Below are 26,917 nucleotides of genomic sequence, written 5' to 3' on the forward strand. Positions count from 1 at the left end.
CCATTTTAAATCAGTGTTTTCACTCCGGTAAAAGGACAGGGCAAGCGTTATGGTCAAAGCAGTCATCGCTATTCACGGTGGGGCAGGCGCCATTACGCGCTCGGCAATGAGCGCAGAAAAAGAGCAGGCGTATCGTCAGGCGCTGAACGATATTCTCAGCGCGGGACAGCAGATGCTGGCGCAGGGCGCCAGCGCGCTGGACGCCGTAACCGAGGCGGTGCGGCTGCTGGAGGAGTGCCCGCTGTTCAACGCCGGCAAGGGCGCGGTCTTCACCCACCAGGGCACGCACGAGCTGGACGCCTGCGTGATGGACGGCCGCACGCTGGAAGTAGGGGCGGTGGCAGGCGTATCGCGCCTGCGCAATCCGGTGCTGGCAGCGCGCAAGGTGCTGGAGGTGAGCCCGCACGTGCTCTTTATCGGCGCGGGCGCGGAGCAGTTCGCGCGGGACAACGGGCTGGAAGAGGTCGATCCTGCCTTCTTTTCGACGCCGGAACGCTGGGAACAGCTGCAGCGCGCGCTGGCCAGCGACGAGATGGTGCTGGATCACGACGGCGCGGCGAAATCTGACGACCCGCTCGATCCCGACCGTAAATTCGGCACCGTCGGCGCGGTGGCGATCGACGCCGAGGGCAACCTCGCCGCCGCCACCTCAACCGGCGGCATGACCAACAAACAGGCGGGGCGCGTCGGCGACTCGCCGCTGCCGGGCGCAGGCTGCTACGCCAGCAACGATACGGTGGCGGTCTCCTGCACCGGCACGGGCGAAGTCTTTATTCGCACCCTGGCGGCCTACGATATCGCCGCGCAGATGCGCTACGGCGGCCACTCGCTGCAGCAGGCCTGCGTTAACGTCATCCACGACGCTATTCCCGAGCTGGGCGGCAGCGGCGGCCTGATCGCCATCGACCGCTTCGGCAACGTGGCGCTGCCGTTCAACAGCGAAGGCATGTACCGCGGCGTAGCGCGCGTGGGTGAAGAGATAGAGGTCGGCATCTACCGCGAAGGCTAAGGAGCAGGCATGACGCAGCAAATGGCGCCGAATCAAGTTCTGGCGGTACGCAATCTTAACGTGCGCTTCAGCCATGAAGGGCGCGTAACGCACGCGGTGCGCGATCTCTCGCTCGAGGTGCAGCGCGGCGAAACCCTGGCCATCGTCGGCGAGTCCGGCTCCGGCAAATCGGTCACCTCGCTGGCGCTGATGCGGCTGATCGAGCAGGCGGGCGGCGAGGTCAGCGGCGATATTCTGCTACGTCGTCGCAGCGGCGAGCTGCTGGACGTGACGCGCGCGGCGCCGGGCGTGATGCGTCGCGTGCGCGGCGCCGACATGGCGATGATTTTTCAGGAGCCGATGACCTCGCTCAACCCGGTGTTCACCGTTGGCGAGCAGATCGCCGAGTCGATCCGCCTGCATCAGGGCAAAGGCCATCAGCAGGCGCTGGCGGAAGCGCGACGCATGCTCGATCTGGTGCGCATTCCCGAAGCGCAGGGCGTGCTGTCGCGCTATCCGCATCAGCTCTCCGGCGGCATGCGCCAGCGCGTGGTGATCGCCATGGCGCTGTCGTGCCGTCCCGCGCTGCTGATCGCCGATGAGCCGACCACGGCGCTCGACGTCACCATTCAGGCGCAAATCCTGCAGCTGATCCGCGTGCTGCAAAAAGAGATGCAGATGGGGGTGATTTTTATCACCCACGATATGGGCGTGGTGGCCGAAATGGCGGATCGCGTCCAGGTGATGTACCGCGGCGACGTGGTGGAGAGCGCGCCGGTGCAGCAGCTGTTCGACGCGCCGCAGCAGCCCTATACCCAGGCGCTGCTGGCGGCGGTGCCGAAGCTCGGCGCGATGAGCGGTCAGCCGCTGCCTGCGCGTTTTCCGCTGCTGCGCGCCGGCGGTCAGGCGGAGCCGGAGACGCCGCAGGACACCGCGCGTCGCGATCTCGACCCGATTTTGCAGGTGCGCGATCTGGTGACGCGCTTCGATATTCGCGGCGGCCTGCTTAACCGCGTCAAACGCCGCGTGCACGCGGTAGAGAAGGTGAGTTTCGATCTCTACGCCGGCGAGACGCTGGCGCTGGTGGGCGAATCGGGCTGCGGTAAATCCACCACCGGGCGTTCGCTGCTGCGGCTGGTGGCGAGCCAGGGCGGCACCATTACCTTCAACGGCCAGCGCATCGACAGGCTCGCCGGCTCGGCGCTGGCGCATCTGCGGCGCGATATCCAGTTTATCTTTCAGGATCCCTACGCCTCGCTCGATCCGCGCCTGACGGTGGGCTTCTCTATTATGGAGCCGCTGCTGGTGCATAAAGTCATGCCGCGCCGCGAGGCGGAACAGCGCGTCGCCTGGCTGCTGGAAAAGGTGGGGCTGCTGCCGGAACACGCGCAGCGCTATCCCCATGAATTCTCCGGCGGCCAGCGCCAGCGCATCTGCATCGCGCGCGCGCTGGCGCTCAATCCCAAAGTGGTGATCGCCGATGAGTCGGTGTCGGCGCTTGACGTGTCGATTCAGGCGCAGATCGTCAATCTGATGCTCGATCTGCAGCGCGAATTCGGCATCGCCTTCCTGTTTATTTCGCACGATATGGCCGTTGTCGAACGCATCAGCCATCGCGTGGCGGTTATGTATCTGGGACAAATCGTTGAAATGGGGCCGCGCCAGGCGGTGTTCGAGCAGCCGAGGCACCCCTACACCCGCAAGCTGATGGCCGCCGTGCCGGTGGCGGATCCGGCGCATCGTCGGCGCGAACGGGCATTGATGGTGGATGAAATACCCAGCGCCGTACGCGCGCTGGGCGACGAGCCTGAAGTCGCGCCGCTGATGGAGGTGGCGCCAGGCCATTTCGTCGCGCGCCACGCTATCAGCAGCACCTGACATCACAATCACACTAAGCAGGGATACAGGAGAACACGATGCACAACGCAATGCGTAAAGGGTTACTGGCGGCGGGCGTGATGAGCGCCATGGCGGCGCTGCCCGCCTGGGCGGCAAAAGATGCGGTTATCGCCGTCGGGTCCAACTTCACCACGCTCGATCCTTACGACGCCAACGACACGCTGTCGCAGGCGGTGGCGAAATCGTTCTATCAGGGGCTGTTTGGCTTCGATAAAGAGATGAAGCTGACCAACGTGCTGGCGGAAAGCTATCAGGCAAGCCCGGACGGCCTGACCTACACCATTAAGCTGCGCCCAGGGATCAAATTCCAGGACGGCACCGACTTTAACGCCGAGGCGGTTAAGGTCAACCTGGAGCGCGCCAGCAATCCCGATAATCACCTCAAGCGCTACAACCTGTTTAAATATATCGCCACTACCGAGGCGGTCGATCCCACCACGGTGAAAATCACCCTGAAGCAGCCTTTTTCCGCCTTTATCAACAATTTGGCGCATCCGGCCGCTGCAATGATTTCGCCTACCGCGCTGAAGAAATATGGCAAAGAGATCGGCTTCCACCCGGTCGGCACCGGTCCGTATGAGCTGGTGACCTGGAACCAGACCGACTATGTGAAGGTGAAAAAGTGGGACGGCTACTGGAAGAAGGGCTATCCGAAGCTCGACAGCATTACCTGGCGTCCGGTGGTAGACAACAACACGCGCGCGGCGATGCTGCAGACCGGCGAAGCGAACTTCGCCTTCCCGATCCCCTTTGAGCAGGCCAAACTGCTGGAGAAGAACGCGAAGCTGAAGGTGGTGACCGCGCCATCCATCATGCAGCGCTATATCAGCCTGAACGTCACCCAGAAGCCGTTCGATAACCCGAAAGTGCGCGAGGCGCTAGAGTACGCCATCAACCGCGAGGCGCTGACCAAAGTCGCCTTCGCCGGCTACGCGACGCCGGCGACCGGCATCGTGCCGCCGTCGATCGACTTTGCGCAGCGCTATCCAGCGATTCAATACAACCCGGCCAAAGCGCGCGAGCTGCTGAAGGAAGCGGGCTACCCCAACGGCTTTGAAACCACGCTCTGGTCGTCGCATAACCACAGCACCGCGCAAAAAGTGCTGCAGTTTACCCAGCAGCAGCTGGCGCAGGTAGGCGTGAAGGTCAAAGTAACGGCGATGGATGCTGGCCAGCGCGCCGCCGAGGTAGAGAGTAAAGGGCAGAAAGAGAGTGGCGTCCGCATGTTCTACACCGGCTGGTCCGCCTCTACCGGCGAAGCCGACTGGGCGCTGACGCCGCTGTTCGCTACCGCCTCCTGGCCGCCGGCGATTTTCAATACCGCCTTCTACAGTAATCCGCAGGTGGATAAAGATCTGGCCGATGCGCTGAAAACCACCGATCGCGAGCGCAAAGCCAGCCTGTATAAAGACGCGCAGGATAAAATCTGGAACGACCATCCGTGGATCCCGCTGGTGGTGGAGCAGCTGGTTTCCGCCAACACCGCGTCGCTGACCGGCTTCTACGTGATGCCCGATACCTCCTTCAGCTTTGACGAGGCCGACCTGAAGTAACCCGATCGGCCAGCCCGCGCGGGCTGGCCGCCGCTGCGCAGGATTTCGCATGCTTAACTATTTTATTAAACGTCTGCTCGGGCTGATCCCGACGCTGCTGATTGTCGCGGTGCTGGTGTTCATGTTTGTGCACCTGCTGCCGGGCGATCCGGCGCGCCTGATCGCCGGTCAGGACGCCGACGCCACGGTGGTGGCGCTGGTGCGCCAGGAGCTGGGGCTGGATCAGCCGCTGCCGCAGCAGTTCTGGCACTTTATTCTCAATGCGCTGCAGGGCGATTTCGGCCATTCGCTGGTGTCGAAGCGGCCGGTCGCCGAGGAGATCGCCACCCGCTTTATGCCGACGCTGTGGCTGACGCTGGCCAGCATGATCTGGGCGGTGATTTTTGGCATGACGATCGGCATTGTCTCCGCCGTGTGGCGCAACCGCTGGCCCGATCGCCTCGGCATGACGCTGGCGGTGTCAGGCATCTCTTTTCCCGCCTTTGCGCTCGGCATGCTGCTGATGCAGGTTTTTTCAGTGGAGCTGGGCTGGCTGCCGACCGTCGGCGCCGACAGCTGGCGGCACTATATTCTACCGTCGATTACGCTGGGCGCCGCCGTGGCGGCGGTCATGGCGCGCTTTACCCGCGCCTCGTTCGTCGAGGTGATGCAGGAAGACTATATGCGCACCGCGCGCGCCAAAGGGGTGCGCGAATCGCTGGTGGTGGTCAAACACGGCCTGCGCAGCGCCATGATCCCGGTGGTCACCATGATGGGGCTGCAGTTCGGCTTTCTGCTCGGCGGTTCGATCGTGGTAGAGGTGGTCTTCAACTGGCCGGGCCTCGGCCGCCTGCTGGTGGATTCGGTGGAGATGCGCGACTACCCGGTGATCCAGGCCGAAGTGCTGCTCTTCTCGCTGGAGTTCATCCTGATAAACCTGATTGTCGATCTGCTCTATGCGGCAATCAATCCCGCTATTCGCTACAGGTAAGGAGTCGCAATGAAAAACTGGCGACGCGAAGCGGTGCTGAAAAGCCTGCCGCTGACGACGGAAAATCGGGTTCGCACGCCCTGGAGCGAGTTCTGGCGACGCTTTCGCCGCCAGCCGGTGGCGATGACCGCCGGGCTGTTCGTGCTGCTGCTGATTGTGCTGGCGTTTATCGCGCCGCTGATCGCGCCGTTCGACGCTGAGAACTATTTCGACTACGACCGGCTTAATCAGGGGCCTTCGCTGATGCACTGGTTCGGCGTCGATGCGCTGGGCCGCGATATCTTCAGCCGCGTGCTGGTTGGCACCCGCATCTCGCTGATCGCCGGCTTCTTTTCGGTGGCGATTGGCGCGGCGATCGGCACCTTCTTCGGTCTGCTGGCGGGCTACTACGAGGGCGCCTGGGATCGCATTACCATGCGCATTTGCGACGTATTGTTCGCTTTTCCCGGCATTCTGCTGGCGATTGCGGTGGTGGCGATTATGGGCAGCGGCATGAGCAACGTGATTATCGCGGTGGCGATTTTCAGCATTCCGGCGTTTGCCCGCCTGGTGCGCGGCAATACGCTGGTGCTGAAGCATCAGACCTATATTGAGTCGGCGCGCAGCATCGGCGCGTCCGACGCCACTATTCTGCTCAGGCATATTCTGCCCGGCACGGTGTCGTCTATCGTGGTCTACTTCACCATGCGCATCGGCACCTCGATTATTACCGCCGCCAGCCTGTCGTTTCTCGGTTTGGGCGCGCAGCCGCCCACGCCGGAGTGGGGCGCGATGCTCAACGAGGCGCGCGCCGATATGGTGCTGGCGCCGCACGTGGCGATTTTCCCCAGTCTCGCGATTTTTCTCACGGTTTTAGCATTTAATTTGCTTGGTGACGGGCTACGCGACGCACTCGATCCTAAACTCAAGACATGAAAAAATTCGATTACGAGCAGGACTTTAAAACCATCGACTTCCGCAAACAGCCGGAGCGCTATCAGGTCGGGCGCGGCGAGCAGGGCGTGCTGATGGTGGAGCCCTATAAAAGCGAGATCTTGCCGCACTGGCGCTTCCGTACCGTGCCGATCGCCGAGGCGTCGGCGGCGAAGATTATGGAGCTGTTTGAAACCTACCGCGCGCAGGATGATTTCGTCGGTATGGATATGGCGCGCAAGTTCATCCAGATGGGCTATACCCGTGCGCGCCGCTACAGCAATCACAAGGGCGGACGCAAGTACGACGCCGACGGCAACGAGCTGCCGCGCGGCGTCGATGAAGAAAAGGCCGCTGCGGCGGCCGTTTTCAAAGCCTACTGGGATCGCCTGCGCGAAGATGAAGACTACCTGGCGCGCAAGCAGGCGCACCAGAAGCTCTATGGCTAACTGCCAGTGATAAGCTGAATGTCGCCATCCATCCTGGCTCTATTCGGCGCCTGGACGACGGCGCGCGTTTCGTCGCGTTTCGCCCTAAATCACCGTGCTTTTTGTAGGGGAATTATGACGTCTTTTCAGTGAGATAAGCCGCGATTTTCCCTGGTAAAAAGGCGGCGAGCTGACCTTATGTTACGTAAATATGTGCAAACGTCGCGGCCAGAGGGTCAGAGGCTAAACTCCGAGAATTTAAACGAAAATTCTTATCCGCCACAGGCGCATTATTTGTCAATAATCAGAACAGGGTTGAGTTTAACGCGGCCTGGTGCTTAAATCCTGAATTCAAATTTACTGTGAATTCAATAATAAGCAGATAACAAGGCAGCTGCGGACATCTGTCGCCGCAGTCGACTAAGTGGATAATGTGAGAGCGCAATGATGAAAGAGATCGTTAACGGATTTCTGAGTTTTCAACAGAATGTGTTTCCTGAAAGGAAGGATCTTTTCAAAAGCCTGGCGTCGAACCAAAATCCGAAAGCGCTGTTTATCTCCTGTTCCGACAGCCGTTTAGTACCGGAGCTGGTGACCCAGCAGGAGCCGGGCCAGCTTTTCGTGATCCGCAACGCGGGCAATATCGTGCCGCCGTTCGGGCCGGAACCAGGCGGCGTATCAGCCACCATCGAATATGCGGTCATGGTGCTGGGCGTAAGCGAAATTATCATCTGCGGTCACTCTAACTGTGGTGCGATGAACGCTATCGCCTCGTGTCAGTGCATGGATAATATGCCGGCGGTCGATCACTGGCTGCACTACGCGGATGCGGCGAAAACCGTGGTGGAAGAGCGCCAATATGAGACGCCGGAAGCCAAGCTGAACGAGATGGTCAAAGAGAACGTCATCGCCCAGCTGAACAATATCAAGACGCATCCATCCGTGGCGCTGGCGCTGCGTAAAGGCAAAGTGCGCCTGCACGGCTGGGTCTACGATATCGAATCAGGCAAAATTATGGCGCTGACCGAAGGCGGCAAGCGCTTTATCTCGCTCTCCGATAACCCGGAAACCTGCTTCGAGTAAGCCTCTCGCCCGCTGCATCCACAGCGGGCGTTTTCTTTTTGTTTATCCCGGCACGTTCTCAACGGATTATCTAAGCTATTAACGTCCTGTTTCTATTTGAGAACTGACTATGCGCAAAATTTCCTTGTTGACCCTGCTGACCAGCGCCATGCTGCTGGCGGGATGCACCTCGCACGTTGCCGATAAACAGCAATATTCCGGTTTTATCTCCGATTACAGCCAGCTCAAGCCCGCCACCTCAGCCAGCGACCGGCCTACGCTGCGCTGGATCTCGCCCGACTACCGCAGCAGTGACTACAGCTCGGTGGTCTATACGCCGGTGGTTTACTATCCGGCGGCTAAGCCTAACGCGCGCGTTAGCCAGCAGACGCTGGATCAGATCCGCAGCTACACCGATACGCGACTCAAGGCGGCAATTGGCGAACGTAAAAAGCTGGTGACCCAGCCTGGTCCGCACACGCTGATCGTGCGCAGCGCTATCACCGGCGTGACGGCGGAGAATGAGGGCGTCCAGTTCTATGAGGTGGTGCCGGTAGCGGCGGTGATCGCCAGCACCATGGCGGCGACCGGCCACCGCACGCAGAACAGCGCGCTGTTCCTCGAGATCGAGGCGCGCGACGCCCAAACCGGCAAACCGCTGATCAAGGTGGTGCGTAAGGCGTTTGGCAAGTCGCTGAACAACAGCAGCGCGCCCATCACCTACGCCGACGTGAAGAGCGCGATTGACGATACCGTCAGCGACGCGATGAACTTCAGCGCGCCCTGACTCGGACGGCGATGGCAGGGACGCCATACTTAATCTTTTGTAAAGCCTGAACATTATCCTGTCGCGCTGGCTACCCTTAAGCTCATCCCCTGGCGACTGGAGCACTACGATGACCCGACTCACTGCCGCGCTGCTGCTTAGCGGCGCGCTCTCTACTCTCCCCGCGCTGGCGGCGGAGGTGCAGGTTCAGGTTTTACAGGACAAACTCGATCATCCCTGGTCAGTGGCGTTTCTGCCGGACAATCAGACGCTGCTGATCACCGAGCGCAGCGGGCAGCTACGCAGCTGGCGGCCGCAGAGCGGTCTGTCGCAGCCGATCGAAGGGGTGCCGAAGGCGGCGGTGCGTCGCCAGGCGGGATTGCTCGACGTGGTGCTGGCGCCGGACTTCGCGCAGAGCCGCCGCGTCTGGCTGAGCTACACCGAGGCTAACAGCGGCGGCGAGCTGGGCGCGGTGGTGGGCTACGGCCAGCTCAGCGAGGATAATCGCCGCCTGACCGGCTTTAAAACGGTGGTGCGCCAGACGCCGCAGCTGTCGGCGGGCAACAACCTCGGCACGCGTATGGCCTTCGATGGCGACGGCTATCTCTACATTGTGTTCGGCGACAACTTCCACAGCAGCAGCGCGCAGGATCTCGACAAGCTCACCGGCAAAATTCTGCGTCTGAATCAGGACGGCAGCGTGCCGAAAGATAATCCTTTCGTCAGCCGCAGCGGCGCGCGGCCGGAGATCTGGGCCTACGGCCTGCGCAACCCGCAGGGGCTGGCGTTTAACCCCTGGACGCAGCAGATATGGGAAAGCGAGCACGGCCCGCGCGGCGGGGACGAGGTGAATATTCCGCAGAAAGGCAAAAACTACGGCTGGCCGCTGGCGACCTGGGGCATCGACTACAACGGCAGCAAGGTGCCGGAATCGAAAGGAACGCACGCCGAGGGAACGGAACAGCCGGTGTTCTACTGGAAGAAATCGCCTGCGCTAAGCGGCATGGCGTTTTACAACAGCGCGCGCTTTCCGCAGTGGAAAAATTCGCTGTTTATCGGCGCGCTCAAAGAGAAAAGCCTGATCCGCCTCAGCGTCAATGGCGAAAAGGTGGTCGAGACGCAGCGTCTGCTTACCGATCGCGACGAGCGCATTCGCGACGTGCGTCAGGGGCCGGACGGCTATCTCTACGTGCTTACCGACAGCGACAACGGCAAGCTGCTGAAGGTGGGACTCGCCGAGGCGGCTGGCGCGTCCCGTGGTTAATCAGCGCGCCCAGCGGCAGACTTGCCAGCCGCGGTTGAGCGCTTCCTGATGCAGCAGCGCATCCGGGTTGATCACCAGCGCGTGATCGGCCTGCGCCAGCAGCGGCAGGTCGTTCATCGAGTCGCTGTAAGCCCAGGTGCGCGCGAAATCCTGCTCCTGCTGCAGGGCGCGCCAGTCGGTAAGCCGCGTCACCTTGCCCTCTTTATAGGTCATAGTGCCGTAGGTTTGTCCGCTGTAGCGGTCATTCACCACTTCGACGCCAATCGCCAGCGCGCCGTGCGCGCCCAGCCGTTCGGCAATCGGCGTCACCAGATGTTCGCCGCTGGCGGAGCAGATCACCACTTTGTCGCCGCGCTGCTGATGCCAGGCAATACGGTTGCGCGCTTCGGGATAGACGCGCGGCAGGATGTCGCGCTGGATCCAGCGGCGCACCCAGCCTGCGACGGTCGGCGCTGCCAGACCGGCCAGCGGCGACAGCGTCAGCGCCATATAATCTTCCATCGCCAGCGTGCCAGCGTAGTAGTGCGCCATCAGCGCCTGCTCTTCGGCCAGCAGCGCTTCACGGGCAAAGCCCTGCGACACCAGCCAGCGTAGCCACAGGCCGGTGCTGCCTTCGCAGATAACGGTTTCGTCGAGATCGAATACGGCTAAGTCCATGGTGGGTCTCCTCAGTAGACTCACATCAGCCTGGCAGAATTTTGTGACGCTCTTAACCCTTCTGCGAAAAATCGGAATTTCACCGGCTTTTTCGTGCGCGCCTCTGGCGCGAAACTGGTCAGCGCGCCCGGCAGATGCCAGGGTTACTCTACTAAACTCTATAAAACTTTACGGTTGGGCGGTTTTTTTCATGCGCTGCAGAGGGTAGCGTTTCACTCTGTAGGTTTTGCCTTAAAACCGCGATTTAACATGGAATTTCCTCGCACATGACAACTATTCGCTCTTCACGCCGCCTGCGGCACGCCGCCGCCGCTTCGTTACTGCTGTTTATCGCCCCCGTTGCCTTCGCCGTGGATGCGCCTGCGCCGCCCCAGGTCGAGGCTAAAGCCTGGATATTAATGGATTACGCCAGCGGCAAGGTGCTGGCGGAGGGCAACGCGGACGATCGGCTCGATCCCGCCAGTCTGACCAAAATGATGACCAGCTATGTGGTCGGCCAGGCGCTGAAGTCGGGCAAAATCAAGCGCGATGATATGGTGACTATCGGCCAGGACGCTTGGGCGACCGGCAATCCCAAACTGAAAGGCTCTTCGCTGATGTTCCTCAAGCCTGGCGACCGCATTCCGGTGTCGGAGCTGAATAAAGGCATTGTTATTCAGTCCGGCAACGACGCCTGCATCGCGCTGGCGGACTATGTCGCCGGCAGCCAGGACGCCTTTATCGGCCTGATGAACAACTATGTTAAGGCGTTCGGACTGAAGAACACCCACTTTATGACGGTGCACGGGCTGGATGCCGAAGGGCAGTACAGCACGGCGCGCGATATGGCGCTGATTGGCCAGGCGCTGATCCGCGACGTGCCGGAAGAGTACGCGCTGAACAAAGAGAAAGAGTTTACCTTCAACCATATTCGCCAGATGAACCGCAACCGGCTGCTCTGGAGCACCAACCTGCAGGTCGATGGCATTAAAACCGGCCACACTTCTGGCGCAGGCAATAACCTGGTGGCCTCCGCGACCGAGAATGGGATGCGGCTGATCTCCGTGGTGCTCGGCACCGCCACCGACGCCGCGCGCTTCCGCGAGAGCGAAAAACTGCTGACCTGGGGTTTCCGCTTTTTTGAGACCGTGACGCCAATCAAGGCGGACAAACCGTTCGCCCAGCAGCGCGTCTGGTTCGGCGATCGCAAAGAGGTCAACCTCGGCGTTGAGAAGGATGCCGCGCTGACGCTGCCGAAAGGGCAGATGAAGAACCTGAAGGCGAGCTATACCCTCACAACGCCGCAGCTTGAGGCGCCCTTGAAGAAAAATCAGGTGGTGGGCAGCATCGATTTCCAGCTTGACGGCAAAACCATTGAGCAGCGGCCGCTGGTGGTGATGGAGGAGGTGCCGGAGGGCAATTTCTTCAGCCGCATCGTCGATTTCGTGCTGATGCAGTTCCACTCGCTGTTCGGCAAGTGATTTAGTTAAAGCACACTCTGGTAGCGTTGAGCAGACGCGGCTGGCATGGGCCGATCGCAACGTCGCTCAACGCCTCCCTGCGCGCTCGGCCCGCGTGGTTACGCACCTCATCCCTCAGGTGCGCCCGTAAACGGGCCAGCGCGCTGCCCGCTTGCTTAATCCTGGATCCAGCCCTTGCGTATCGGCAGGGCGAACAGCGCGCGGTAGACGGCGTTTAAGGTCGCCAGCATGCGCGCGCCATATCCCTGCCAGGCGAGATGCGACGCCAGACAGCCGAGCAGCCCCACCAGAAATCCGCCCAGCATATCCATCGGCCAGTGCACGCCGAGATAGACGCGCGACCAGGCGATGGCCGTGCCGAGCGCCATCAGGATCACGCCTGACCAGAGTCGATGCCAGAAGATAAACGCCAGCGCGAAGGTGAAAATTGTGGTGCCGTGATCGCTCGGGTAGGAGTCGTCAGGCGCATGATGCAGAAACTGATACCCAAGCCCGATCGCGAACGGCCGCGGATGAGGGAAAAGCTGGCCGACGCACCAGGAGATAGCAAGGGCGTAGATCAGCGCCATGCCGGTTTTCAGCACCAGCACGCGCTGCGATTTCACCTGGTCGCGCGGCCCCCACAGCCAGAGCGCGACAATCAGCAGCGGCACGATGGCGATCAGATCTTTGGCGATAAAGGTCGCCAGCGCCAGCAGCCAGCCGGGCGAATCGGGCGTTGCGTTAATGGATAAAAACAGAGAGTGGTTAAACGCTTCCATAAAGGTAAAAAATCCTCGTCGTAGATCTGCGCCCGTTCGCCGCTGCGCACAAAATGTCAATGAAAAGATCTATTCTGGCGACGTCACGCGTCGGGAGATATAGCGCCCGCTCCTAAATGACGCGCAGGTTTCAGAACGGTTTAAGTTCAGTGACAACGCGCGCACCCCTTATCCGCTCTGCCCTGGTATGTGACAGGCATAAAAAAACCCGTCAGCAAAAAGCTGGCGGGCTCCACAATTTGGGGATTTCAAAGAAAAGCAGTGGCACTTATTCAGACTCAGCCTTAACAAAAAAGTTCTGGACTGAGCTGAAAAAATTTTATAGGGGCAAAATCGGCCAGATAATCACAATCAGCGTGCCCGCCAGCGTCAGCAGCACGTTGGCGATGGCGTAGGTGCCTGCATAGCCCAGCGCCGGAATATTGCTGCGCGCCGTATCGCAAATAATCTCCATCGCCGGCGCGCAGGTGCGCGCGCCCATAATGGCGCCGAACAGCAGCGCGCGGTTCATGCGCAGCACGTAGGCGCCGAACAGATAGCAGATCACTACCGGCAGCAGGCTCACCAGCAGGCCGCACAACAGCATCAGCGCGCCTTCGCTGCCGAGACCCTGGTTGATGCCGCTGCCGGCGCTCAGCCCGACGCCCGCCATAAACACCATCAGCCCGAACTCTTTCACCATGGTGAGCGCGCCCTGCGGGATATAGCCGAAGGTGGGATGGTTGGCGCGCAAAAAGCCGAGCATAATGCCGGCGAACAGCAGCCCGGCGGCGTTGCCGATGCCGAAGCTGAAGTTGCTGAACTGAAAGGTGATCAGCCCGATCATTAGCCCGACGATAAAGAAGGCGCAGAACGCCAGCAGATCGGTCACCTGGCTGTGAATCGCGATAAAGCCGATGCGATCCGCCACGTTTTTCACGCGCTTCGCCTCGCCGCTGACCTGCAGGATATCGCCTTTATGCAGCATAATGCTGTCGTCGATCGGCATCTCGATCTGACTGCGGATGACCCGGTTCAAAAAGCAGCCGTGATCGGTGAGATTGAGTTTGCTGAGGCGTTTATTTACCGCGTTGTGGTTTTTCACCACGATCTCTTCCGTCACGATGCGCATATCGAGCAGATCGCGGTCGAAGACCTCTTTGCCGTTGCGAAAGCTGGCGTCGAGCCGCGCATGAGCGTCTGGATAGCCCACCAGCGAAATATCGTCGCCGAGCTGCAGCACCGCGTCGCCGTCCGGGCTGGCCAGAATGCCGTTGCGGCGAATACGTTCGATATAGCAGCCGGTCTGGCGATAGATACCCAGTTCGCGCAGATTCTTGCCGCCGCTCCACGCCACCAGCTCCGGGCCGACGCGGTAGGCGCGGATCACCGGCAGAAAGACTTTGCGCTGGCTGTCGGCGTCCAGTCCGCGCTCGCGCGCGATTTGCTGGGCGCAGGTGGGCAGATCCTGATGCTGCAGGCGCGGCAGATAACGCGCGCCGAAAATCAGGCTCACCAGGCCGATCAGATAGGTCAGGGCGTAGCCGAGCGAGAGGTGATCCTGCATCAGCGCCAGTTGTCCGCCGTCGCTGAGGCTCTGCCGCAGGGTATCGCCTGCGCCGACCAGCACTGGCGTCGAGGTCATCGAGCCCGCCAGCATCCCCGCCGTCATGCCGATATCCCAGCCGAAAAGTTTGCCGAAGCCCAGCGCCAGCAGCAGGGCGCTGAGCACCATGACGATCGCCAGCAGAAAATAGTTTTTCCCGTCACGGAAGAAAATAGAAAAAAAGTTGGGGCCCGCTTCTACGCCGACGCAAAAAATAAACAGCATAAAGCCGAGGCTCAATGCGGCGGTATTTATCGCGAAGTGCTGCTGGCCGAGTAATAAAGAAACGACTAATACGCCGATGGAATTACCCAACTGCACTGAGCCCAGGCGCAATTTACCCAGGCAAAGACCGAGTGCTAAAACGACAAATAATAACAGAACGTCATTTCCGCTTAACAAATCTGCGACGTTTATGTTCACTGTTTAACTTCTTGTTTACTTGTAAGCTGTTGATGACAGGCCTGTTTTTCGCTATCTTGTGCAGGCCGAGCAGTAAGCCTGCTGCCAGATTTAAACAGGCCACTCTTAAACGGCAGGTATTCTAATCATAAAAATCACCCTCAGCCATTAGCTTAAAATTTCATACCGCTAACGGCCTGTTTCATTTTATTTCCACCAGAGATCGCGGCAGGTTGTTGTCATTATGATGATTTTCAATAAGTGGGGTGATATGCCACAGCGTTCCTTACGCTGGACCAGTGCGATGCTTGGCGTTGCGCTCTACAGTCTGGTGTTTATTTATGCGCATCGTTACTGGCTGGTGGGCAATGCGCCGCTGGGCGGGCAGCCTGAATTGCTGCTTTTTTTGCTGCCGGGCGCGGTAATGGCGATGCTGCACGCGGAGAGTCCGCTAAAAAGCACGCTGCTGATGGCGCTCTGGGGCACGCTTCTCGGCGTTCTGCTGCTCAACAACTCGCTGCTGGCCCACACCAGCTGGCTTACCCTGTCGGTCTGGAGCCTGAGCGCGCTCTTCTGGGCGGGCAGCGGCGCGCTGCTGGTGCGTCTGGCGCGCATCGTCTGGCGCTGACGCCAGAACGAAAAAACGGGCCGTGTCGGCCCGTTACGCTGGCGAAAAAATCTTATACGCTCAGGTTTTCTTTGGTCCAGGCGGCGAAATCGGTGTAGCCGCCGATATGCTGCTCGTCGATGAAAATCTGCGGAACGGTGGTGACGGGTTTGCCCGCGCTTTTCTCCAGATCCGCTTTGGTAATGCCTTCCGCCTGGATATCCACATACTGGTAGCTAAAGTCGTCGCGCTCGGCGCTGAGCTTGTCGGCCAGCTCTTTCGCACGTACGCAATAGGGGCAGCCAGGACGACCAAAAATGACAGTAACCATGAAAAGCTCCTTAATTCAGGCTATTTAATGTGACACATGTCACACAAGCTCAAAGTAGATGGTCAACATGATGCCCGCTCGAACCGCTTAAAGAAAGCAGGAAATGCCTGTTAGTCTGATGCGCGCCGTCTATGCAAGTTGGTGAACCTTGACCATAATTGACGGCCTGAACCCGGTGCGACCCAGGAGAATGCTATGCCGAATCTGGCGCGTTTGCCCAAAGCTCTGCTGATCATGGAGGCGCTCGGCGGCCTGCTGACGCTCTGCGCGCTGCTGCTGGCTAACCGCTGGCTGCCGCTGCCCGCGCACGCTGACGGCAAGACGCTGGCGACCGCGCTGCTGATTATCGGCATTCTGCTGATGCTGCCCGCCGCCTGGCTGATGATATGGCGCACCGCGCAAGCGATGGCGCCGCAGCTGTTCGGTCGCGCCGTTAATAAAAATGACACTCGCCGGAGACCTTAATGACACCGACTATCGATCTATTGTGCAGCCACCGTTCCATTCGTGCCTTTACCGACCAGGCAATCAGCGCGGAACAGCGTGAGGCGATTATCGCCGCGGCGCAATCGGCGTCCACCTCCAGCTTTCTGCAGTGCTCTTCCATTATTCGCATCACCGATCCCGCGCTGCGCCAGCAGCTGGTGACGCTGACCGGCGGTCAGCAGTGGGTGGCGGACGCGGCGGAGTTCTGGGTATTCTGCGCCGACTTTAACCGCCACCTGCAAATTTGTCCCGATGCGCAGCTGGGCCGCGCCGAGCAGCTGCTGCTGGGCTGCGTCGATACCGCGCTGATGGCGCAAAACGCCATGATCGCCGCCGAATCCCTTGGCCTGGGCGGCGTCTTTATCGGCGGCATCCGCAACAATATCGCGCAGGTGACCGAGCTGCTTGGCCTGCCGAAATTCGTGCTGCCGCTGTTCGGCTTCTGTATCGGCTATCCCTCTGCCGTGCCTGACCTTAAGCCGCGCCTGCCGCAGGCGATGCTGGTGCATGAAAACCGTTATCATCCGGTCGATCCGCAGGTGCTGGCCGATTACGATAGCCGCACGGCGATCTACTACGAGCAGCGCGACAGCAATCAGCGCAGCGAGACCTGGAGCGAGCTGATTCAGCGTCTGATCGTCAAAGAGACGCGCCCCTTTATGCTCGACTACCTGCACCAGCAGGGCTGGGCGACGCGTTAATTCCAGAGAGGTTCGATGATGAAAATCGCCATCCTGTCGCGCGACGGACAACTTTACTCCTGCCGACGCTTGCGTGACGTTGCCGAGCAGCGCGGGCATGAGATTCAAATCATCGATCCGCTCTCCTGCTACATGAATATCAACCCGGCTTCGCCAGCGGTGCACTATCGCGGCGAACCGCTCGGCCATTTCGACGCGGTCATCCCGCGCATCGGCTCCGCCGCCACCTTCTACGGCACGGCGGTGCTGCGCCAGTTCGAGATGTGCGGCAGCTATCCGCTCAACGAGTCGCTGGCCATCGCCCGCGCGCGCGACAAGCTGCGCTCGCTGCAGCTGCTGGCGCGTCAGGGTATCGATATGCCGGTGACCGGCTTCGCCTCGTCGCCGGACGATACTCAGGATCTTATCGCCATGGTCGGCGGCGCGCCGCTGGTGGTGAAGCTGGTAGAGGGCACGCAGGGCATCGGGGTGGTGCTGGCGGAGACGCGGCAGGCGGCGGAGAGCGTCATCGACGCCTTTCGCGGCCTTAACGCCCATATTCTGGTGCAGGAGTTTATCCAGGAGGCGCAGGGACGCGATGTACGCTGCCTGGTGATTGGCGGCGAAGTGGTGGCGGCGATCGAGCGCGAGGCGAAAGAGGGCGATTTCCGCTCTAATCTGCATCGCGGCGGTAAAGCGCATCCGGTGGAGATTACGCCGCAGGAGCGCGCCATCGCAGTCAAAGCGGCCGCGACGCTGGGGCTGGACGTGGCGGGCGTGGATATTTTGCGCGCGCATCGCGGCCCCCTGGTGATGGAGGTAAACGCCTCGCCCGGGCTGGAAGGGATCGAAACCAGCACCGGCATCGATATCGCCGGCCTGATGATCGACTGGACAGAGCGCAACGCTCTGCCCGGTTTCAGTCTTAAAACCGGCGGCTGACGCGCGCTTTTCAGCGGTTTTCGTAGCGTCAGGCGCATTTTTTCCGTAAGCTTAGTCGCCTGTTTATTCACCCCTTGGGACACTACGATGGATTCTCTTGTCGTTCCGGATATCGACCTGTTGCGTCGCTGGCTGGATCAGCAAAATATCACCTGGTTCGAATGTGATGCCTGCCAGGCACTTCATCTGCCGCACATGCAAAATTTCGATGGGGTGTTCGACGCCAAAATCGATCTGGTCGACAACGTTATTCTCTTTTCCGCGCTGGCGGAAGTGAAGCCCACGGCGCTGATCCCGCTGGTCGGCGATCTGTCGCAGATCAACGCCAGCTCGCTGACGGTAAAAGCCTTTGTCGACATTCAGGATGACAACCTGCCGAAGCTGATTGTCTGCCAGTCCCTGGCGACCAGCGCCGGGTTGACCTTCGGCCAGTTCGCCAGCTTTATGAAGCAGAGCGAAGAGCAGGTCTCGATGGTGATTATGGAAGCCTTCGCCAATAATCTGCTGATGATGGGCGAAGAAGAAGAGCGTTCGCCGGTTAGCTTCAGCCACTCGCTGCTGCACTAAGCCAGCCTTTTTTCCGCCCCGCTTCAACTGCCGCTTTATGCGGCAGTTTTCATTTTTGGCCCACCATTTTTTATTCTGCATTTTGCCCTTTAATGCCAGATATTTCTCGTGGTTTGTGCCGTTCCTGCCAGACCACATAGCACAAACATGCATAACCTGTCGCTAAAAGGCGTTTTTTACGCTGGGGTATGGTAGCGGCAGGGTAGCGGGGCTATTCTTGCGGGGCTGCATGAGACGTGGATTCGCAGCGCAGGTATCAGTTTTTACTATTAAACTCTCAATGAATATTGATTCATTGTGTCTGTGAATTGACGCACAGCTCGCAGCGCTGGCATTCGCTTTAGCCAGGCCGTGACGATCCGCTCAGGAGGAAATAAAAAGATGTTCAATCAAAAAAAATGGTTGTCAGCTGCGGTTACCGGCGTACTGATGGTCGCCTCTGCAGGATCGATGGCGGAAGATAAAACGCTGCATGTTTATAACTGGTCAGATTATATCTCGGCGGACACGGTGCCGAATTTTGAAAAAGCCTCCGGCATCAAAGTGGTCTACGACGTCTTCGACTCCAACGAAGTGCTGGAAGGCAAACTGATGGCGGGCAGCACCGGCTACGACGTGGTGGTGCCATCCTCCAGCTTCCTGGCGCGCCAGCTGCAGTCCGGCGTATTCCAGCCGCTGGATAAGAGCAAACTGCCGAACTACAAGAATCTCGATCCTGAGCTGATGAAGAAGGTGTCGCAGCACGATCCCGATAACAAATACGCCATTCCTTATCTCTGGGGCACCACCGGCATCGGCTATAACGTTGACAAGGTGAAGGCGGCGCTGGGCGCCGACGCGCCGGTCAACAGCTGGGATCTGGTGCTGAAGCCGGAAAACCTTGAGAAGCTGAAAAGCTGCGGCGTCTCTTTCCTCGACGCGCCAGAAGAGATTTTCGCCACCGTGCTCAACTATCTCGGCAAAGATCCTAACAGCTCTGACGCCAAAGATTACTCCGGCGCGGCGACCGATCTGCTGCTGAAGCTGCGCCCCAGCATTCGCTACTTCCACTCGTCGCAGTACATCAACGATCTGGCGAACGGCAACACCTGCGTCGCTATCGGCTGGTCGGGCGATATTCTGCAGGCGAAAAATCGCGCCGAGCAGGCGAAAAACGGCGTGCATCTCGCCTACAGCGTGCCGAAAGAGGGCGCGCTCGCCTTCTTCGATATGATGGCGATCCCGAAAGACGCGAAAAATCTCGATGCGGCCTATCAATGGCTGAACTACATCATGGATCCGAAAGTGATTGCCGACGTTTCCAACAAGATGTCCTACGCTAACGGTAACAAGGCGTCGCTGCCGCTGATCAACGCCGATATCCGCAACAATCCGGGCATCTTCCCGACGCCGGAAGCGATGTCGAAGCTGTTCGTGCTGAAGGTGCAGGATCCGAAGCTGGATCGCGCGCGCACCCGTGCGTGGACGCGAGTGAAAAGCGGGAAATAAGCGGCTTTTTGCGCATTCGCACATTTACAACCTGGAACAGAGGCGCTGCGCTGGCCTCTGTTTTCTCTTTTTTAGCGGCTGGCTTAGCCGTTCCGCGTAGACCGGAGTGAACTGTTAGTGAACGACGCGATCCCTCGTCCCCAACCTAAAACCGCAAAGGCGTTAACGCCCTTGCTGGAGATCCGCAACCTGACCAAATCGTTCGACGGACAGCACGCCGTGGACGATGTCAGCCTCACCATCTATAAAGGCGAAATTTTCGCGCTGCTTGGCGCCTCCGGCTGCGGAAAATCGACGCTGCTGCGCATGCTGGCGGGTTTTGAGCCGCCGACCAGCGGCCAGATTGTGCTGGACGGCCAGGATCTCTCTCACGTGCCGCCTTACCAGCGTCCGGTAAACATGATGTTTCAGTCCTATGCGCTCTTTCCGCACATGACGGTTGAGCAGAATATCGCCTTCGGCCTGAAGCAGGACAAACTGCCGAAGAGTGAAATCACGGCGCGGGTGCAGGAGATGCTGGCGCTGGTGCATATGCAGGAGTTCGCGAAGCGCAAGCCGCACCAGCTCTCCGGCGGTCAGCGGCAGCGCGTGGCGCTGGCGCGCAGCCTGGCGAAGCGTCCCAAGCTGCTGCTGCTCGACGAGCCGATGGGCGCGCTCGATAAAAAACTGCGCGACCGCATGCAGCTGGAAGTGGTGGATATTCTGGAGCGCGTCGGCGCGACCTGCGTCATGGTGACCCACGACCAGGAAGAGGCGATGACCATGGCGGGCCGCATCGCCATTATGAACCGCGGCAAGTTCGTGCAGATCGGCGAGCCGGAAGAGATTTACGAGCATCCCACCACCGTCTATAGCGCCGAGTTTATCGGCTCGGTTAACGTCTTCAGCGGGCTGCTGCGCGAACGTCAGGAGGATGGCCTGGTGATCGACAGTCCTGGGCTGGTGCATCCGCTGAAGGTCGACTCCGACGTCTCGGTGCCGGACAACGTGCCGGTGCACGTGGCGCTGCGCCCGGAGAAAGTGATGCTGTGCGACGAAGTGCCGGCGGACGGCTACAACTTCGCCGTCGGGGAAGTGGTGCATATCGCCTATCTCGGCGATCTCTCTATTTTTCACGTGCGTCTGAAAAGCGGGCAGATGATCAGCGCCCAGCTGCAGAACGCCCACCGTTTCCGCAAAGGCTTGCCGACCTGGGGCGACGAAGTGCGCCTCTGCTGGGATGTCGACAGCTGCGTCGTGCTGACCGCCTGAGGAGATGCGATGAGCCAACTTTTTCACTCCAGCAAACCGGCGCGCGCCTGGCTGGCTGGCACGCCGCTGCAGCGCTGGGCGACGCGCATGAAAATGCGTCACGGCCGCAAGCTGGCGATCGCGCTGCCTTACGTCTGGCTGGTGCTCTTTTTCCTGCTGCCGTTTTTAATCGTGCTGAAGATCAGCTTCGCCGATATCGCGCGCGCGATCCCGCCCTACACCGAGCTGATGAGCTGGGCCGACGATCAGCTCAACGTGGTGCTGAATTTCGGCAACTACCTGACGCTCACCGACGATCCGCTCTACGTGGACGCCTATCTGCAGTCGCTGAAGGTGGCGGCGATCTCGACCCTGATCTGCCTGCTGGTCGGCTACCCGCTCGCCTGGGCGGTGGCGCACAGCAAGCCCTCGATGCGCACCATCCTGCTGCTGCTGGTGATCCTGCCGTCGTGGACCTCGTTTCTGGTGCGCGTCTACGCCTGGATGGGGCTGCTCAACAACAACGGCATCCTGAACCGTTTCCTGATGTGGCTGGGCGTGATCGACCATCCGCTGGTGATCCTCTATACCAATACGGCGGTCTATATCGGCATCGTTTACTGCTATCTGCCCTTTATGGTGCTGCCGATCTATACCGCGCTGACGCGCATCGACTACTCGCTGGTGGAAGCCTCGCTCGATCTCGGCGCGAAGCCGCTGAAGACCTTTTTCAGCGTCATCGTGCCGCTGACCAAAGGGGGCATCATCGCCGGCTCGATGCTGGTGTTTATTCCGGCGGTGGGTGAGTACGTGATCCCGGAACTGCTGGGCGGCCCGGACAGTATTATGATTGGCCGCATCCTGTGGCAGGAGTTCTTTAACAACCGCGACTGGCCTGTCGCCTCGGCGCTGGCGGTGATAATCCTGCTGATTTTGATCCTGCCAATCGTCTGGTTCCACAAGCATCAAAACCGTGAAATGGGAGAGAAGGAATGAATCAGCTGCCTGCGATTCGCTCGCCGTGGCGCACCGCCATTCTGGTCTGCGGTTTCCTGTTTCTTTATGCGCCGATGCTGCTGCTGGTGGTCTACTCGTTTAACAGCTCGCAGCTGGTCACGGTGTGGGAGAGCTTCTCGTTTCACTGGTATCGCGTGCTGTTTCAGGACAGCGCCATGCTGGACGCGGTAGGACTCAGCCTGACCATCGCCGCGCTGAGCGCGACCATGGCGGTGGTGCTCGGCACCATGGCGGCGGTGGTGGTGGTGCGCTTTGGCCGCTTCCGTGGCCATACCGGCTTCGCCTTTATGCTGACCGCGCCGCTGGTGATGCCCGACGTGATCACCGGCCTGTCGCTGCTGCTGCTGTTCGTCGCGATGGGCAACGCCTTCGGCTGGCCGAGCGACCGCGGCATGCTGACCATCTGGCTGGCGCACGTCACCTTCTGTACCGCCTATGTCGCGGTGGTGATCAACTCGCGCCTGCGCGAGCTGGATCGCTCGATTGAAGAGGCGGCGATGGACCTGGGGGCGACGCCGCTCAAGGTGTTCTTCGTGATCACCGTGCCGATGATCGCCCCGGCGATCGTCACCGGCTGGCTGCTCGCCTTTACGCTGTCGCTGGACGATCTGGTGATCGCCAGCTTCGTTACCGGGCCGGGCGCCACCACCTTGCCGATGGCGATCTTCGCCACGGTGCGGCGCGGCGTGAACCCGGAGATCAACGCGCTGGCGTCGCTGATCCTGTTTGTGGTCGGACTGGTGGGCTTTATCGCCTGGCGCTGGATGGCGCACGAAGAAAAACAGCGTATTCGCGATATTCAGAAGGCCAGACGTGGCTGAAATCCCTGATCTTTGCCACTATAAAGACGGGCGGATTTTTCCGCCCGTCTGCGTGTAGTGATGGAGCCTGGCCATGTCCGAAACCCTGAAAAAAGGCGATTTTATCGCTCTTGCGCCCGTGCCGGTGACGGTGGCGGGCATCGCCATTATCGCGACGCGCTGCCTGAGCGTGCTGATGCTGGCCAACGAGCTGGGGCTGGAGGAGATCGCGAACTTCGTTCATCGCAGCGCGCAGGCCTGGGACTCCACCCTTATCTTTATCGCCAGCCAGCTGATCTTTTTCTATGAGCTGCGCTGCGCCTTTCTGCTGCTGCGCGGCAGCAACCGCGGCCGCTGGGGCTTCGCCGCCACGCAGCTGGTGGTGCTGCTCTATATGCTGCTGGCCTCTACCGGCGGCATCTATCCGGAGATTTTCAGCATCAGCGGCGCGAACAACGCGCAAATCATTCACCATACGCTGATGCAAAAGCTGCCCGATTTGCTGGTGCTCGGCCTGCTGTTCGTGCCGGCCGCCAGCCGCGCATTTTTCCGTAAGCGGTGATACAATCGCGCTCCGCCCGACCTCCTTGAATGACACAGGCCTTACCCCATGCAATGCGCGCTCTATGACGCCGATCGCTGCCGCTCATGCCAGTGGCTGGAAAAACCCTATTCACAGCAGCTCAGCGACAAGCAGTCGCGGCTGAAGTCGCTGCTGGCGCAGCAGCCGGTAGCGCAGTGGCTGCCGCCGGTCACCTCGGCGCAGCAGGCGTTTCGCAATAAGGCGAAGATGGTGGTCAGCGGCAGCGTAGAGCGTCCGGTGCTGGGTATGGTGCAGCGCGACGGCAGCGCGGTAGATCTTTGCGCCTGTCCGCTCTATCCAGACAGCTTCGCGCCGGTTTTCGCCGCGCTGAAGCCCTTTATCGCCCGTGCGGGCTTAACCCCCTATAACGTGGCGCGCCGCCGCGGCGAGCTGAAGTTCCTGCTGCTGACCGAAAGCACCCAGGGCGGCATGATGCTGCGCTTTGTGCTGCGCTCCAGAGAGAAGCTGAACCAGCTGCGCGCCGCGCTGCCCTGGCTACAGCAGCAGCTGCCGCAGCTCAAGGTGATCTCCGCGAATATACAGCCGGTGCACATGGCGATTCTGGAAGGGGATGAGGAGATTGCGCTGACGCCGTCGCAGTCGCTGGCGGAAAATTTCAATCAGGTGCCGCTCTGGATCCGGCCGCAAAGCTTTTTCCAGACCAACCCGCAGGTCGCCGCCGCGCTCTACGCCACGGCGCGCGACTGGGTCGGCGAGCTGCGCATCGGCAGCATGTGGGATCTTTTCTGCGGCGTCGGCGGCTTCGGCCTGCACTGCGCCACGCCGCAAATGCAGCTGACCGGCATTGAGATCAGCGCCGAGGCGATCGCCTGCGCGCAGCGTTCAGCCGAGATGCTGGGGCTGGAAAAAGTCAGTTTCGCCGCGCTGGATTCGACCGCTTTCGCCACCGGGCGCGACGCGGTGCCCGATCTGGTGCTGGTCAACCCGCCGCGGCGCGGCATCGGCGCCGCGCTGTGCGACTATCTCAGCCGCATGGCGCCGGACAACATTCTCTACTCGAGCTGCAATCCAGAGAGCATGGCGCAGGATATCGCGCGGCTGGCGGATTATCGGATAACGCGCGTACAGCTGTTCGACATGTTTCCGCATACCGCGCACTTTGAAGTGCTCTGCCTGCTGACGCGCCGTGGCGCGGAAGAGGGTGGGCCAGCGTCCTGAGCCTCTGAGCCAGGAGCGATGCAGAACCGATCGGACGCCCGTCCGCTGGCCCATAATAGCGTATTACTCAGGGAACCATTTCTGATTAAGCTGCTGAAGCACGCCGTTGCTCTTCAGCGTCGCCAGCGCGGCGTTTAGCCTGTCGCGCAGCGCGTCGTTGCCTTTTCGCACCGCGATGCCCAGACCGGTACCGAAATAAGCCTTGTCCGTCACGTGCTCGCCGACCGGCGCTAAATCGCCGTTGGTCTTCAGCCACTGATTCACCACGGCCGTGTCGCCGAATACGCCGTCAAGACGGCCATTTTTCATATCGAGAATGGCGTTTTGATAGCTGTCATAGGCGACGGTAACGATCTCAGGATGCTTCTCCTGCAGATATTTCTGGTGCGTGGTGCCGTTCTCCACGCCGATACGTTTGCCCTTCAGCGCGGCGAAATCGCTGAATTTGCCCTTACGCGCAATCACCACGGCGGAGTTGGCGTAATAGGGCTGGGTGAAATCGACCTGCTTGCTGCGATCGTCGGTGATATCCATGCCGGAGATCACCGCGTCGAAGCGGCGAAATTTCAGCGACGGGATCAGGCTGTCGAAAGCGTTATTGGTAAAGGTGCACTCCGCCTGCATTTGCTGGCAGAGCGCTTTGGCCAGATCGATATCGTATCCCACAATCTGATTGTCGCGATCCAGCGATTCAAACGGAGGATAGGTAGCGGAAGAGGCGAAGCGGAGGGTATCCGCCGCGTGGGCGCTCAGGGTCAGCGTCGCCAGCGCGGCGGCAAGGATCCATTTTTTCATCGTATTACTCCTGAAAACCATGCCAGAGGCGGAACGGTTGACACGATGCCAGTAAATGAATCTTTATGCAATATTTGTGAGTAAAAAATGAAAAAGGCGAGCATTGCTCGCCTGGATATTAACTTCTGCGCTCAAAGGCGAGCGCGCGCCGTTCGATCAGCCGCATCATCAGCGTCAGCAGGCCGTTGACCACCAGATAGACCAGCCCGGCGGCAGCGAACACCATCACGTCGTAGGTACGGCCGTATAGCAGCTGGCCGTGGCCCATCACTTCCATCAGCGTAATGGTGTAGGCGAGCGAGGTGCCTTTAAACACCAGCACGACCTCGTTGGAATAGGAGGAGAGGGCGCGCTTAAACGCATAGGGCAGCAGAATGCGCAGCGTATCTTTGCGGTTCATCCCGAGCGCGGCGCAGGACTGCCACTGGCCTGACGGGATGGCGCGCATCGCGCCGTAAAACAGCTGCGTAGTATAGGCGGCGCTGTTAAGCGACAGCGCCAGCATGGCGCACAGCCAGGGCTGCGACAGCAGATGCCACAGCCAGGGAACGCTCTGCAGGCTGGGAAACTGGCCGGGGCCGTAGTAAATCAGAAAGATCTGCACCAGCAGCGGCGTGCCGGTAAACAGGGTGATATAGATTTTCACCAGCGGATTAAGCAGCGGCGTTTTCAGCGACAGCACCACGGTGAAAAGCAGCGCCAGCGCCAGCGCCACCAGCAGCGACGCCAGGGTGAGCGTCAGGCTGGTGTGTAGCCCTTTCAGAATTTCAGGCAGGTAGCTCAGCATCAGCTATTCCCTCGCTCGAAGCGGGTGGCGCGCAGCTCGATACGGCGCAGCACCGCCTGGCTCAGCAGCGTAATCACCAGATAGATAGCCGCGGCGATCAGAAACCAGGTAAAAGGCTCCTGCGTGCGGGTGGCAATGCTCTTGGTCTGCAGCATCAGATCGTTAACGCTGATCAGCGACACCAGAGCGGTATCCTTTAGCAGCACCAGCCACTGGTTGCCGAGTCCGGGCAGCGCGTGGCGCCACATCTGCGGCATAATCAGGCGCAGGAAGATGGCGGACCTCTTCATGCCCAGCGCCTGACCCGACTCCCACTGACCCTGCGGCACCGCCTTCAGCGCGCCGCGCAGGGTTTGCGAGGCGTAGGCGGAGTAGAGGATCGCCAGCGCAATCACGCCGCACAGAAACGGGCTGACGTCGAAATTCTCGATCTGAACCTGCACCGGCAGCTGAAACAGGCCGAAATTGAGGGTAAAACCGTCGGAGAGCACCAGCAGCAGCTGCGAGGCGCCGAAATAGATAAACAGCACCACCAGGATTTCCGGCAGGCCGCGGATCAGCGTCACCAGCGCCGTGCCGATCCACGCCAGCGGCTTAATGCGCAGCGATTCCCAGCCGGCGAAAATCATCGCCAGCGCAAGGCCGGCGATCAGGGCGCACACAGCGAGGCCGACGGTCATGCCGGCGGCGCTGGCGAGAGGATAGAACTCACTCATGG

28 protein-coding genes are annotated in these 26,917 nt (G+C 60.3%); 21 read left to right on the forward strand and 7 right to left on the reverse strand.

Annotation, left to right across the window (positions count from 1 at the left end):
• Window positions 1–49 precede the first annotated feature (49 nt).
• From AC6I7Z_RS06760 to AC6I7Z_RS06800, 9 genes are all read left to right on the forward strand, one after another.
• Complete coding sequence (locus AC6I7Z_RS06760; RefSeq protein WP_497813613.1) at window positions 50–1,009, forward strand: isoaspartyl peptidase/L-asparaginase family protein; 960 nt, start codon at window positions 50–52, stop codon at window positions 1,007–1,009.
• Between the two features lie 9 nt (window positions 1,010–1,018).
• Window positions 1,019–2,866: a glutathione ABC transporter ATP-binding protein GsiA gene (gsiA, locus tag AC6I7Z_RS06765; protein ID WP_497813614.1), complete on the forward strand. Its 1,848-nt coding sequence runs from the start codon at window positions 1,019–1,021 to the stop codon at window positions 2,864–2,866.
• A gap of 38 nt (window positions 2,867–2,904) precedes the next feature.
• Window positions 2,905–4,440, forward strand: coding sequence for a glutathione ABC transporter substrate-binding protein GsiB (gsiB, locus tag AC6I7Z_RS06770; RefSeq protein WP_497813615.1), 1,536 nt, complete (start codon window positions 2,905–2,907; stop codon window positions 4,438–4,440).
• Between the two features lie 49 nt (window positions 4,441–4,489).
• Window positions 4,490–5,410, forward strand: coding sequence for a glutathione ABC transporter permease GsiC (gene gsiC, locus AC6I7Z_RS06775; RefSeq protein ID WP_497813616.1), 921 nt, complete (start codon window positions 4,490–4,492; stop codon window positions 5,408–5,410).
• A gap of 9 nt (window positions 5,411–5,419) precedes the next feature.
• On the forward strand, window positions 5,420–6,325 hold the full coding sequence (gene gsiD / locus AC6I7Z_RS06780; protein ID WP_497813617.1) for a glutathione ABC transporter permease GsiD: 906 nt from the start codon (window positions 5,420–5,422) through the stop codon (window positions 6,323–6,325).
• Entirely contained in the window at window positions 6,322–6,771 is a 450-nt protein-coding gene (locus tag AC6I7Z_RS06785) for a DUF4385 domain-containing protein (protein WP_497813618.1), read from the forward strand. The genes gsiD and AC6I7Z_RS06785 overlap by 4 nt, the downstream gene beginning before the upstream one ends.
• A gap of 426 nt (window positions 6,772–7,197) precedes the next feature.
• Window positions 7,198–7,833 carry a carbonic anhydrase gene (locus AC6I7Z_RS06790; protein ID WP_497815409.1) on the forward strand — a complete coding sequence of 212 codons (636 nt, stop codon included), beginning with the start codon at window positions 7,198–7,200 and terminating at the stop codon, window positions 7,831–7,833.
• Window positions 7,834–7,942: 109 nt separating this feature from the next.
• Window positions 7,943–8,599 (forward strand): DUF3313 domain-containing protein, encoded by a 657-nt coding sequence (locus AC6I7Z_RS06795; protein WP_497813619.1) that lies wholly within the window; start codon window positions 7,943–7,945, stop codon window positions 8,597–8,599.
• A 109-nt stretch (window positions 8,600–8,708) separates the two neighbouring features.
• Window positions 8,709–9,842 (forward strand): PQQ-dependent sugar dehydrogenase, encoded by a 1,134-nt coding sequence (locus tag AC6I7Z_RS06800; RefSeq protein WP_497813620.1) that lies wholly within the window; start codon window positions 8,709–8,711, stop codon window positions 9,840–9,842.
• Here AC6I7Z_RS06800 and AC6I7Z_RS06805 read toward each other — a convergent pair whose 3' ends face one another.
• The gene (locus AC6I7Z_RS06805) at window positions 9,843–10,499 is read right to left on the reverse strand and encodes an HAD family hydrolase (RefSeq protein WP_497813621.1); all 657 of its coding nucleotides are present in this window, start codon (window positions 10,497–10,499) and stop codon (window positions 9,843–9,845) included.
• Between the two features lie 266 nt (window positions 10,500–10,765).
• On the opposite strand from AC6I7Z_RS06805, the gene AC6I7Z_RS06810 reads away from it, so the two are divergent.
• On the forward strand, window positions 10,766–11,959 hold the full coding sequence (locus tag AC6I7Z_RS06810; RefSeq protein WP_497813622.1) for a serine hydrolase: 1,194 nt from the start codon (window positions 10,766–10,768) through the stop codon (window positions 11,957–11,959).
• A 155-nt stretch (window positions 11,960–12,114) separates the two neighbouring features.
• Here the strand turns inward: AC6I7Z_RS06810 and ybjG are convergent, their stop codons facing one another.
• Window positions 12,115–12,720 carry an undecaprenyl-diphosphate phosphatase gene (ybjG, locus tag AC6I7Z_RS06815; protein WP_497813623.1) on the reverse strand — a complete coding sequence of 202 codons (606 nt, stop codon included), beginning with the start codon at window positions 12,718–12,720 and terminating at the stop codon, window positions 12,115–12,117.
• Between the two features lie 319 nt (window positions 12,721–13,039).
• Window positions 13,040–14,728 carry an aspartate:alanine antiporter gene (locus AC6I7Z_RS06820; protein WP_497813624.1) on the reverse strand — a complete coding sequence of 563 codons (1,689 nt, stop codon included), beginning with the start codon at window positions 14,726–14,728 and terminating at the stop codon, window positions 13,040–13,042.
• A 250-nt stretch (window positions 14,729–14,978) separates the two neighbouring features.
• On the opposite strand from AC6I7Z_RS06820, the gene ybjM reads away from it, so the two are divergent.
• Window positions 14,979–15,335: an inner membrane protein YbjM gene (gene ybjM, locus AC6I7Z_RS06825; RefSeq protein ID WP_497813625.1), complete on the forward strand. Its 357-nt coding sequence runs from the start codon at window positions 14,979–14,981 to the stop codon at window positions 15,333–15,335.
• Between the two features lie 52 nt (window positions 15,336–15,387).
• Here the strand turns inward: ybjM and AC6I7Z_RS06830 are convergent, their stop codons facing one another.
• Complete coding sequence (locus AC6I7Z_RS06830; RefSeq protein WP_497813626.1) at window positions 15,388–15,645, reverse strand: GrxA family glutaredoxin; 258 nt, start codon at window positions 15,643–15,645, stop codon at window positions 15,388–15,390.
• Between the two features lie 195 nt (window positions 15,646–15,840).
• On the opposite strand from AC6I7Z_RS06830, the gene AC6I7Z_RS06835 reads away from it, so the two are divergent.
• From AC6I7Z_RS06835 to rlmC, 10 genes are all read left to right on the forward strand, one after another.
• Window positions 15,841–16,110: a DUF1418 family protein gene (locus AC6I7Z_RS06835; protein ID WP_033789226.1), complete on the forward strand. Its 270-nt coding sequence runs from the start codon at window positions 15,841–15,843 to the stop codon at window positions 16,108–16,110.
• On the forward strand, window positions 16,110–16,832 hold the full coding sequence (gene nfsA, locus AC6I7Z_RS06840) for an oxygen-insensitive NADPH nitroreductase (protein WP_497813627.1): 723 nt from the start codon (window positions 16,110–16,112) through the stop codon (window positions 16,830–16,832). The genes AC6I7Z_RS06835 and nfsA overlap by 1 nt, the downstream gene beginning before the upstream one ends.
• Window positions 16,833–16,850: 18 nt before the next feature.
• The gene (gene rimK / locus AC6I7Z_RS06845; RefSeq protein WP_497815410.1) at window positions 16,851–17,753 is read left to right on the forward strand and encodes a 30S ribosomal protein S6--L-glutamate ligase; all 903 of its coding nucleotides are present in this window, start codon (window positions 16,851–16,853) and stop codon (window positions 17,751–17,753) included.
• Window positions 17,754–17,840: 87 nt separating this feature from the next.
• Window positions 17,841–18,320 (forward strand): YbjN domain-containing protein, encoded by a 480-nt coding sequence (locus AC6I7Z_RS06850; RefSeq protein WP_048784912.1) that lies wholly within the window; start codon window positions 17,841–17,843, stop codon window positions 18,318–18,320.
• Between the two features lie 381 nt (window positions 18,321–18,701).
• Window positions 18,702–19,808, forward strand: a complete 1,107-nt coding sequence (gene potF, locus AC6I7Z_RS06855) for a spermidine/putrescine ABC transporter substrate-binding protein PotF (protein ID WP_497813628.1) — start codon at window positions 18,702–18,704, stop codon at window positions 19,806–19,808.
• Window positions 19,809–19,925: 117 nt separating this feature from the next.
• Entirely contained in the window at window positions 19,926–21,059 is a 1,134-nt protein-coding gene (potG, locus tag AC6I7Z_RS06860; protein ID WP_497813629.1) for a putrescine ABC transporter ATP-binding subunit PotG, read from the forward strand.
• 9 nt (window positions 21,060–21,068) lie between these two features.
• Window positions 21,069–22,034 (forward strand): putrescine ABC transporter permease PotH, encoded by a 966-nt coding sequence (gene potH / locus AC6I7Z_RS06865; RefSeq protein WP_497813630.1) that lies wholly within the window; start codon window positions 21,069–21,071, stop codon window positions 22,032–22,034.
• Window positions 22,031–22,876, forward strand: coding sequence for a putrescine ABC transporter permease PotI (potI, locus tag AC6I7Z_RS06870; protein WP_497813631.1), 846 nt, complete (start codon window positions 22,031–22,033; stop codon window positions 22,874–22,876). The genes potH and potI overlap by 4 nt, the downstream gene beginning before the upstream one ends.
• 73 nt (window positions 22,877–22,949) lie before the next feature.
• The gene (locus tag AC6I7Z_RS06875; protein WP_497813632.1) at window positions 22,950–23,417 is read left to right on the forward strand and encodes a YbjO family protein; all 468 of its coding nucleotides are present in this window, start codon (window positions 22,950–22,952) and stop codon (window positions 23,415–23,417) included.
• Between the two features lie 48 nt (window positions 23,418–23,465).
• Window positions 23,466–24,617: a 23S rRNA (uracil(747)-C(5))-methyltransferase RlmC gene (gene rlmC, locus AC6I7Z_RS06880; protein ID WP_497813633.1), complete on the forward strand. Its 1,152-nt coding sequence runs from the start codon at window positions 23,466–23,468 to the stop codon at window positions 24,615–24,617.
• A 63-nt stretch (window positions 24,618–24,680) separates the two neighbouring features.
• Here rlmC and AC6I7Z_RS06885 read toward each other — a convergent pair whose 3' ends face one another.
• The 3 genes from AC6I7Z_RS06885 to artQ form a co-directional block, all read right to left on the reverse strand.
• Window positions 24,681–25,412 carry an arginine ABC transporter substrate-binding protein gene (locus AC6I7Z_RS06885; protein WP_497813634.1) on the reverse strand — a complete coding sequence of 244 codons (732 nt, stop codon included), beginning with the start codon at window positions 25,410–25,412 and terminating at the stop codon, window positions 24,681–24,683.
• A gap of 118 nt (window positions 25,413–25,530) precedes the next feature.
• Entirely contained in the window at window positions 25,531–26,199 is a 669-nt protein-coding gene (gene artM, locus AC6I7Z_RS06890; RefSeq protein WP_033789238.1) for an arginine ABC transporter permease ArtM, read from the reverse strand.
• Complete coding sequence (gene artQ / locus AC6I7Z_RS06895; protein ID WP_497813635.1) at window positions 26,199–26,915, reverse strand: arginine ABC transporter permease ArtQ; 717 nt, start codon at window positions 26,913–26,915, stop codon at window positions 26,199–26,201. Before artQ ends, artM begins: the two co-directional genes overlap by 1 nt.
• Between the last annotated feature and the right edge of the window lie 2 nt (window positions 26,916–26,917).

The organism is Pantoea sp. X-Soil-MYKO-1289 (assembly GCF_059730625.1).

Bases quoted from the DNA above. Each gene is read 5' to 3' on its own strand.
- AC6I7Z_RS06810 (WP_497813622.1), top strand. From the start codon at position 10,766: ATGACAACTATTCGCTCTTCACGCCGCCTGCGGCACGCCGCCGCCGCT.
- ybjM (WP_497813625.1), top strand. From the start codon at position 14,979: ATGCCACAGCGTTCCTTACGCTGGACCAGTGCGATGCTTGGCGTTGCG.
- AC6I7Z_RS06885 (WP_497813634.1), bottom strand. From the start codon at position 25,412: ATGAAAAAATGGATCCTTGCCGCCGCGCTGGCGACGCTGACCCTGAGC.
- AC6I7Z_RS06760 (WP_497813613.1), top strand. From the start codon at position 50: ATGGTCAAAGCAGTCATCGCTATTCACGGTGGGGCAGGCGCCATTACG.
- AC6I7Z_RS06785 (WP_497813618.1), top strand. From the start codon at position 6,322: ATGAAAAAATTCGATTACGAGCAGGACTTTAAAACCATCGACTTCCGC.
- AC6I7Z_RS06800 (WP_497813620.1), top strand. From the start codon at position 8,709: ATGACCCGACTCACTGCCGCGCTGCTGCTTAGCGGCGCGCTCTCTACT.
- rlmC (WP_497813633.1), top strand. From the start codon at position 23,466: ATGCAATGCGCGCTCTATGACGCCGATCGCTGCCGCTCATGCCAGTGG.
- potI (WP_497813631.1), top strand. From the start codon at position 22,031: ATGAATCAGCTGCCTGCGATTCGCTCGCCGTGGCGCACCGCCATTCTG.
- gsiB (WP_497813615.1), top strand. From the start codon at position 2,905: ATGCACAACGCAATGCGTAAAGGGTTACTGGCGGCGGGCGTGATGAGC.
- AC6I7Z_RS06875 (WP_497813632.1), top strand. From the start codon at position 22,950: ATGTCCGAAACCCTGAAAAAAGGCGATTTTATCGCTCTTGCGCCCGTG.
- ybjG (WP_497813623.1), bottom strand. From the start codon at position 12,720: ATGGAAGCGTTTAACCACTCTCTGTTTTTATCCATTAACGCAACGCCC.
- AC6I7Z_RS06850 (WP_048784912.1), top strand. From the start codon at position 17,841: ATGGATTCTCTTGTCGTTCCGGATATCGACCTGTTGCGTCGCTGGCTG.
- AC6I7Z_RS06830 (WP_497813626.1), bottom strand. From the start codon at position 15,645: ATGGTTACTGTCATTTTTGGTCGTCCTGGCTGCCCCTATTGCGTACGT.
- nfsA (WP_497813627.1), top strand. From the start codon at position 16,110: ATGACACCGACTATCGATCTATTGTGCAGCCACCGTTCCATTCGTGCC.
- AC6I7Z_RS06805 (WP_497813621.1), bottom strand. From the start codon at position 10,499: ATGGACTTAGCCGTATTCGATCTCGACGAAACCGTTATCTGCGAAGGC.
- AC6I7Z_RS06790 (WP_497815409.1), top strand. From the start codon at position 7,198: ATGAAAGAGATCGTTAACGGATTTCTGAGTTTTCAACAGAATGTGTTT.
- AC6I7Z_RS06795 (WP_497813619.1), top strand. From the start codon at position 7,943: ATGCGCAAAATTTCCTTGTTGACCCTGCTGACCAGCGCCATGCTGCTG.
- gsiA (WP_497813614.1), top strand. From the start codon at position 1,019: ATGACGCAGCAAATGGCGCCGAATCAAGTTCTGGCGGTACGCAATCTT.
- AC6I7Z_RS06835 (WP_033789226.1), top strand. From the start codon at position 15,841: ATGCCGAATCTGGCGCGTTTGCCCAAAGCTCTGCTGATCATGGAGGCG.
- gsiC (WP_497813616.1), top strand. From the start codon at position 4,490: ATGCTTAACTATTTTATTAAACGTCTGCTCGGGCTGATCCCGACGCTG.
- rimK (WP_497815410.1), top strand. From the start codon at position 16,851: ATGAAAATCGCCATCCTGTCGCGCGACGGACAACTTTACTCCTGCCGA.
- artQ (WP_497813635.1), bottom strand. From the start codon at position 26,915: ATGAGTGAGTTCTATCCTCTCGCCAGCGCCGCCGGCATGACCGTCGGC.
- artM (WP_033789238.1), bottom strand. From the start codon at position 26,199: ATGCTGAGCTACCTGCCTGAAATTCTGAAAGGGCTACACACCAGCCTG.
- potF (WP_497813628.1), top strand. From the start codon at position 18,702: ATGTTCAATCAAAAAAAATGGTTGTCAGCTGCGGTTACCGGCGTACTG.
- gsiD (WP_497813617.1), top strand. From the start codon at position 5,420: ATGAAAAACTGGCGACGCGAAGCGGTGCTGAAAAGCCTGCCGCTGACG.
- potH (WP_497813630.1), top strand. From the start codon at position 21,069: ATGAGCCAACTTTTTCACTCCAGCAAACCGGCGCGCGCCTGGCTGGCT.